The organism is Okeania sp. SIO3B5, assembly GCF_010692555.1.
Classification (GTDB): domain Bacteria; phylum Cyanobacteriota; class Cyanobacteriia; order Cyanobacteriales; family Microcoleaceae; genus Okeania.
On the sequence record NZ_JAAHHG010000455.1, the window covers coordinates 1 to 8097 of the forward strand.

Annotated in this window: 5 protein-coding genes; 1 reads left to right on the top strand and 4 read right to left on the bottom strand. The window is 38.9% G+C overall.

The window, feature by feature from the left end; genetic code table 11:
- Positions 1-832: 832 nt before the first annotated feature.
- Positions 833-2335 carry an FG-GAP-like repeat-containing protein gene (locus tag F6K54_RS35260; RefSeq protein ID WP_293088374.1) on the top strand — a complete coding sequence of 501 codons (1503 nt, stop codon included), beginning with the start codon at positions 833-835 and terminating at the stop codon, positions 2333-2335.
- A gap of 136 nt (positions 2336-2471) precedes the next feature.
- Here F6K54_RS35260 and F6K54_RS35265 read toward each other — a convergent pair whose 3' ends face one another.
- The 4 genes from F6K54_RS35265 to F6K54_RS35280 all read right to left on the bottom strand — a co-directional run.
- Positions 2472-3533, bottom strand: coding sequence for an LOG family protein (locus F6K54_RS35265; RefSeq protein ID WP_293088376.1), 1062 nt, complete (start codon positions 3531-3533; stop codon positions 2472-2474).
- Positions 3534-3977: 444 nt separating this feature from the next.
- Entirely contained in the window at positions 3978-5198 is a 1221-nt protein-coding gene (locus tag F6K54_RS35270) for an RNA-guided endonuclease TnpB family protein (protein WP_293088378.1), read from the bottom strand.
- An 814-nt stretch (positions 5199-6012) separates the two neighbouring features.
- Positions 6013-6345, bottom strand: coding sequence for a thioredoxin (trxA, locus tag F6K54_RS35275; protein ID WP_293088379.1), 333 nt, complete (start codon positions 6343-6345; stop codon positions 6013-6015).
- A gap of 658 nt (positions 6346-7003) precedes the next feature.
- Positions 7004-8097: RNA-guided endonuclease TnpB family protein (locus tag F6K54_RS35280; RefSeq protein WP_293088381.1), on the bottom strand; the 1094-nt coding region annotated here is incomplete at its 5' end.

The following is an 8097-nucleotide window of genomic DNA, read 5'->3' on the forward strand; positions in this document are numbered from 1 at the left end:
TCCTGGGAGGGGCTAGGGGTGGGTTGGGAGGGGGAGGGGCGAGGGGTGGGTTGTCTCCTGTCTCCTACCCCTACTAAAAGACTTTTTCAGCAAACCCTAAATAGGGCTTAGCGAATTTGTCCAAATGCTTCTAACCCACATTCCGCACTTCAGTTTGTATCATTAAAAGTAGTATATAAATCCGTAGCTTTGTAGGTATTTATACTATACAAATCATCTCAATTACTTTTTTCGTCGATCAAATTTTGAGTAAATAATTAAGCATAAATACTTGCTTGATCGTGTTCTCGATCGCGGCAGCTATGATTTTCTTCTCAAATTCTGTCTCCTGTCTCCTCCTTCTATACTACATTTTGTGGTGCGGAATGTGGGTTCTAACCCTTCTGCCCTCTGCCTTCTACCTTCGGTCTACAGATATTATAAGTAGGGCTTGCTGATTAAATCTCAAAGCATTGACTGATATTGGTTGTAGCATTTTTTTATCTAAAAAAGTGTCAGTTTTTCAGTGGCAAGAGCTGCAAAAAGCTAGTATTTTGGGAGTATTATGGCAGACAAATCAAGGGACAATTTTTCCGACTACCTCCTCTATAATTCCCCGTTCCTCCTGTCTCCTGTCTCCTGTCTTCCCCTCCCCTCCTGGGAGGGGCTAGGGGTGGGTTGGGAGGGGTTAGGGGTGGGTTGTCTCCTACCCTCACCCATAAGACTTTTTCAGCAAACCCTAAGTATTCAACCGAACATGATATGACTCTTCCTGAAGAATGCTACGCAAATAGCCATTTTTCAACCATAAAATGTTTAAGTTGTTTAAGTCACAAATAGCAGGCTAATTTCTATGAGAACATTTTCAAAAAGGCCACAGAAAGCAAATGTAGCCGAAACTACAATAGAGAATGAATTTAATCCTTCAGCACAACTGAAACAAACTTTGGAGGAGTGGTTTCAAGCTTTGCTAGGGGTTGTAATGGCAGTTGCCATATTTGCCATAACGATACAAACAGTCAATGCTACTCCGAATATTGAGTTCACTTACTCTGGGCAAGCTTTGGGGAATTACTATAGCTATGGTGTAAGTTTAGGAGATGTGGATGAAGATGGCGATATTGATGCTTTTGTTGCTAATAATTTTGAGCAGCCCAATAAAGTTTGGTTAAATGATGGTAAGGGCAATTTCACTGACTCACAGCAAGCTTTGGGGCGTTCCAGAAGTTATGGTGTGAGTTTAGCAGATGTGGATGGAGATGGCGATCTGGACGCTTTTGTTGCTAATTACAATAGTCAGCATAAGCAGAATAAAGTTTGGTTAAATGATAGTAGGGGCAATTTCACTGACTCACAGCAAGCTTTGGGGAATTACTATAGCTATGGTGTAAGTTTAGGAGATGTGGATGGAGATGATGATCTCGACGCTTTTGTTGCTAATGATAATCAGCCCAATAAAGTTTGGTTAAATGATGGTAGGGGAAATTTCACTGACTCACAGCAAGCTTTGGGGCGTTCTAGAAGCTATGGTGTGAGTTTAGCAGATGTGGATGGAGATGGCGACACGGATGCTTTTGTTGCTAATAATGGTCAGCCTAACACAGTTTGGTTAAATGATGGTAGGGGAAATTTCACTGACTCACAGCAAGCTTTGGGGCGTTCCAGAAGCTATGGTGTGAGCCTAGCAGATGTGGATGGAGATGGCGATCTGGACGCTTTTGTTGCTAATAATGGTCGGCCTAACACAGTTTGGTTAAACGATGGTAGGGGAAATTTCACTGACTCACAGCAAGCTTTGGGGCGTTCCAGAAGCTATGGTGTGAGCCTAGCAGATGTGGATGGAGATGGCGACACGGATGCTTTTGTTGCTAATAATAATCGGCCTAACACAGTTTGGTTAAACGATGGTAGGGGAAATTTCACTGACTCACAGCAAGCTTTGGGGCGTTCCAGAAGTTATGGTGTGAGTTTAGCAGATGTGGATGGAGATGGCGATCTGGACGCTTTTGTTGCTAATAACAGTCAGCCTAACAAAGTTTGGTTAAACAACCTAGATCGCTATATCAACTATCCTCCCACCAACCTCGCACTCAGCAACACTACTATCAACGAAAACGTACCAGTTAACAAAGTAGTAGGAACATTCTCTACCGCTGACTCCGATGATAATACCTTTACCTACCAATTAGTTAGTGGTAACGGAGACACTGATAATTCAGCCTTCACTATAGATAGTAACCAACTAAAAATCACAGATTCACCAGACTATGAAACAAAATCTAACTATAGTATTCGAGTCCAAACAACTAGACTCACAAGAAGGAACTTTCCAGAAGGCATTTACCATCAATATTAACGATATTGTCGAACAATAGAGTTGTGACAATACAGCACCAAACAACTTAGTAGTCAATGGTAGCTTTGAAACACCAGTAGTACCTGCTACTGGTTATGACTTCAAACGACAAATTGAAGGTTGGAAAAGATGCCTATTATTTATGTTCTGGATGAGTTGGTGCATTTATTCCCATCTTATTTATCTGGGCAATCATTTGATATAACTTACCACTATCTTTTTGATTAAAATTTAGAACTAAACGGGGAAGATGAGCAGTTTCATCTCCAGACTCTTCTGGTAAAGCCTTACTTTTTTCAATTCTTCCCATAGTCAAAATATCACTAAACTCTTGATTCAAAAACTCTACATCACTTTCTGAAAGTTCTAAATTCAGACGAATTATCAACTTTTCTCCCACATAACGACTCGAATGATAAACTCTGTAAAAGTTAGCGATCGCTTGACAAGCCTCTTCCAAGTCATCTGTAATGGTATATAGGCTAGGGTCTTCTGGACTAATCAAACCACGCCGAAGCAGTTGTTTATGAATAAAATTGTTCCAGTCATGCCAATAGTTTCCACCAGGACAATCTATTAATACTAGCGGCGCTGGGCCATATTTACCTGTTTGTGTTAATGTTAAACTTTCAAATGCTTCATCTAAAGTGCCAAAACCACCAGGAAATAAAGCTAAAGCATCACTTTCTCTAAGAAAAAATAACTTGCGAGTAAAAAAGTATTTAAAGTTAATTAATTTTTGTTCTCCTTCAATAAAAGGATTTGATTTTGCTTCAAAAGGTAACTGAATATTTAAGCCGAAAGATTTTTCAGCCCCTGCACCTTCATTGCCAGCTTGCATTATTCCGCCTCCACCACCTGTCATTACCATAAAACCTTGCTGAGTAATTCGACGGGCAAAGTCTACGGCCATTTGATATTCTGGAGCTTCTGGAGATGTTCGTGCAGAACCAAATATCGTAATTTTGCGAATATGGCGATAGGGGTAAAATATCTCAAATCCTTTTTCCATATCCTGTAGAGAAGCTGCTAATATCTTCCAATCTAGTCGGTCTAGCTCCTCTGATGCCATACTAACAATGGTGGAGAGCGATCGCTTAATCCATTTCTCATGCTTTAGAGTCGGCAAATTTTTGACTAATTTAGTCACTTCTACCTCAAGAGACTCAACTGCTGTTTTCTGATAATCTGAGGCCATTAACTTTTTCCCAATATTTAATAACTTTAATTTTTACTGGAATTTTTTAGTCGATGGTTTTTTCATTTTTCCTGGTTAATTGTATTTGATCTCCCAATTTCGCTCTTAATTCTTTTTGTAAATTAAGTAAAAATTTACCGAAAAGCGACGTTGAGAGCAAGCGTGTTTTAACCGGGGGATGAAAACAAGGGAGTCGTTTAGACTAGACAACTTTAGTTGTCCTGTGCTATTTTCTGGATATACAAAAGTAAGCAGAAAGCTAGGTTTATACTTAAGCCGACTGTGTAGGGGCACCGCGGAAATTGTCCCCAAAGAATATATCTTTGGTCAGAATCATGAGAAACGAAGCAACAAGGATTTATCCTGTTGTGTAGTATCAACTTAGAATCCCCTCGGCAATAGATGCGGGGAGTAGTCAATTGAATTTTTCTATATTTTTATTATCTATGTGAACTGTCCCGACGCTGACGCAAGCGTACAGCGCGGGCTTCCTACCCAGAGACCCGCTATAGTAGTAGATTTCTTACGTCCTCTATTACTATGACTTACAGTCTGGCGATGGGCTTTGTCCCGCGTCCCACAGGTCAAAATTCGTAGTCCCTCGTCTCTGAGGTTGATGGCAGCATTAATATCTCTATCATGGGTTGTTTGACAATTTTCACAAGTCCACCGTCTAACATTAAGGGGTAAACTTCCAACTTGGTTTAAGCAAACATGACTTGTCTTTGAACTAGGAAAAAACCTATCAACCTCTTGATAAGCCTTGCCTTCATTTTCTGCTTTATACTTCAGCATAGTCATAAACATCCCCCATCCAACTTGTTCTATTGCTTTAGCTAGACAGTGATTTTTCATCATTCCTTTGACATTCAGATTTTCAACGACTACGACTTGGTTTTCGTCTACTATCCTACGCGATAGTTTGTGTAGAAAATCTTCACGACAGTTAGAGATTTTTCGATGAACTCTAGCCATTTTCCTTCTGGCTTTGTTGCGGTTTTTAGAGCCTTTTTCCTTTCTAGATAATTGCTGTTGCTTCCTTTTTAAATTTCGTTCATGAAGTTTTAAGAATTTTGGGTTATTGTACTTTAAACCATCACTGGTAATTGCAAACTCAGTTAATCCTACATCAACGCCCACTGCTTTACCAACTGTAGTCAACTCTGGTTTGTCTTGAGAATCCTCAAACAACACAGAAGCAAAATATTGATGGGATTGATTTTTAGATACAGTAACGGTTTTGATTTTACCCTTAATAAGTCTATGGATAATAGCTTTAACAACTCCAATTTTTGGAAGTTTTAAGCTGTTTTTAAGAACCGTAACATTTTGAGGATATTGAATAGACTGCTTGCCATGTTTTGATTTAAACCTAGGGTATTTAGTTCGTTTCTCAAAGAAGTTGTTAAAGGCCACACCCAGATTTAAACAGACTTGTTGTAGGCACTGAGAATAGGTTAGCTTTAACCATTCATGTTCTTTCTTAAGAGAAGGTATAAGTTTTTTAACTTCATAACCTGATAATCCTTTACCAGTATTTTTATATGTTTCGTTAATCAAGTTAAGAGAGTAATTCCATAGCCAACGACAATTACCAAAGCTTTGCTCTAGCAACTGTTTTTGTTGTGTATCTGGATATAATCTGACAATGACTACTCGCAACATAGTAAAGGTAAAGTCCTGTTTGAATATCCTATCAACTACTATAGTAATATCATGTCCGGATAATTAGTGATAAAAAAACTTTCTCCTTCAACTCCAGTTCTTCTTCTTTCTTCCCTCTTTCCTCCTGACTCCTGACTTCCCCTCCTGGGAGGGGTTAGGGGTGGGTTGACTCCTGACTCCTCCGTAGTTATTTATTTATCACTGTTCAACCGGACATGATATAAAATAGTGTATTGATTTAAGCCACAAACCCTTATGTCAATTTTCGGGGCATCGAACCCCTAAATTGACCCGCCTATCCCATAGGACGCTCACCTATCGGTAGAGCGCGGGGCTTCTCGGCGGAATAGCTAAAATACTAAAAGTTCATCTCAATTTAATGTTGAGCAATTAAGAATAACGCAAGCCTGCCTCCCCTAATATTGCAGGATTCTAGGCATTTCACACCACTACCCCTGGATTTAACGTTCCTTTTACAAACAGTCTCTTAGATTGGGCCTTACTTATTTATAAATACAAATACAAAATTTCCGAGACCACTGAGAATCTCGGCTAAGTCATAAAATAGGTTAACTCTACCTTACTTGCTTGAGAAGTAAGACTGTAGAAAGAAAACATTGACATCTCCAGGGGTTGAAACACCCTGGATTCCGTGGTTAACCCACCGCAAATGGGATGAATCCACATTTGCTTCAAGCCTGTCAACAGACTTCTACACTCCTCGACGTAAATCAAAAATTTAGCTGTGAACTTACTTTTTTTTATAGCTTTCAACAGTTTTCTATAACTTTCTACATATCTGTTTCAAAAGTTCTCAACCATTATCCACATACTTTTCTATAGTGTTAGCCAATGTAGTTTTCGGAACCGCTCCAACCACCATATCAACTCTTTGGCCTCCCTTGAAAATCATCAAGGTAGGAATACTACGAATCCCATACTGGCTTGCTACATTAGGATTTTCGTCCGTATTTACTTTAACTACTTTTATTTTTTCTTTATACTGATCTGCAATTTCTTCAACTACAGGAGCCACCATCCGACATGGCCCGCACCAAGGTGCCCAGAAATCTACTAAAACTGGAACGTTACTGTCAAGCACTTCTTGCTGAAAACTGCTATCGGTGACTGGAGTTGCTGCTGTCATTCTTTACTAATCCTTCAATATGAATCTTTATGGTATGGCGTAGAATTCTTGCTTCTTTCAGATTGCCTCTTGACTAAACTTAACTTGGTACTAACGAAAGTCTAGGACTTCTCCCAAGTATATCAGCCAAGCTGGCTTCACAAGCTTTCCAGACTTGGTTGCTAGTCCAAGCCACGGTCTGCCTGACCGCAAAGGTCTGCCTATTTACTAGGCTTAGTGCAACTCAAAATTTTTTTATACAGTTCATCAGTTGCCAGTTACATCTGTTGTATTAAAAACACCTTTATTCTAATTTGGTGTTTTTTGATTTTAGCAAGTTAACTTTTCCCATAAAACACTAAGTTTATTTTAGTCTAAATATGTTAGGAAAAATTTAAGATAAAATCCTGAAAAATATGGTAGGTTTTAATGCTACCAATGTATCTATAAAAGAGTATAGTATAAAATGGTATCAAGGTTAACAAATTATCATATAACATTTAACCTTCAAAAGGTATTGCAACCAGTCCGAGCTTAACACAAAGTCGCCCTGGATTAGTTAGAGGCTTTTCTCCCCCCACATCCCCATCTCCCTATCAGAAAAGGGTTTTAGGAGTTCCTTATTTCCTTATAAGGTATAGACCTTGACATCCTCCCCGGCCTAAAGGCACGGGGATTCTTACCGAGCCATAGCTCCTCGGCGGGTTGACGTTTCACAGGCTGCTGCTGCCTTGACGGTAGTCTTACGCTTGCCTCCACGTCCGTTTAGAGTCTCGGACTGCCCGCCCGCGACTAATATATTTATTGCTGCATTCTCGTCTCTGTCGTGTTTTGTACCACAGTTGAGACATTCCCATTCTCGCACTGATAGGTCTAATTTACCACCTTTAAAACCACAACTAGAGCAGGTTTGAGATGTTGCTTCCCACCTGCTTATTACTCGAAAATCGCGACCGTATTTTTCAGCTTTTCCTTCTAACAGTGTCCTAAATTGTCTCCAACCTAAATCAGAAATTGCTCTGGATAATTTGCGATTTTTCAGCATTCCAGAAACGTTCAAATCTTCTAAAACAATTGTTTGGTTTTCACTAATTATTTCAGTAGATAATTTATGCAGAAAATCTGTTCTTGTATCTTTTAATTTGGCATGAAATTTAGCCACTCTAGCCCGTGCTTTTTCATATCGTTTCGACCCTCTAGTTTTATTAGATAATGATTTACTTAACTTTCGATATTTCTTAATTCGTTTTTTTAGTGGTTTAGGAGCATCAACCTTTGTACCATCGCTCAATGTAGCAAAAGTTTTGATGCCTAAATCTATACCTACTGAGTTATCAGTTTGAGGTAAGATTTCAGGTATTGTTTCTACGACAAAGCTGAGAAAATATCTATTAGCTGAATCTTTGATTACTGTTACTGATGATGGAGCAGTAGGTAACTCTCTTGACCAAACTATTTTTAGTTTCCCAATTTTAGCTAAATAGACTTTATGTTGACCAACTTTAAAACCACCTTTTCTAAACCTAGCAGTTTGCTTTGATTTTCTAGTTTTAAATTTAGGAGGTTTAATAGGTCTGCCTTTCTGTTGACCTTTGGTTGATTTAAAAAAATTTTGATAAGCTTGGTTTAAATCATTTAAAGATTGCTGTAGTGGTATATTAGAAACTTCCGATAACCACTGTCTATCTTCAGTCTTTTTGGCTTGAGTAATAAACAGTTTTTGTAACTCGGAGTTAGTGGGTTTATTCTCTCCTAATTTATACTTTTCTTGGC

Coding starts and splice junctions, on each gene's coding strand:
- F6K54_RS35265 (WP_293088376.1), bottom strand. CDS start 3,533: ATGGCCTCAGATTATCAGAAAACAGCAGTTGAGTCTCTTGAGGTAGAA.
- trxA (WP_293088379.1), bottom strand. CDS start 6,345: ATGACAGCAGCAACTCCAGTCACCGATAGCAGTTTTCAGCAAGAAGTG.
- F6K54_RS35260 (WP_293088374.1), top strand. CDS start 833: ATGAGAACATTTTCAAAAAGGCCACAGAAAGCAAATGTAGCCGAAACT.
- F6K54_RS35270 (WP_293088378.1), bottom strand. CDS start 5,198: ATGTTGCGAGTAGTCATTGTCAGATTATATCCAGATACACAACAAAAA.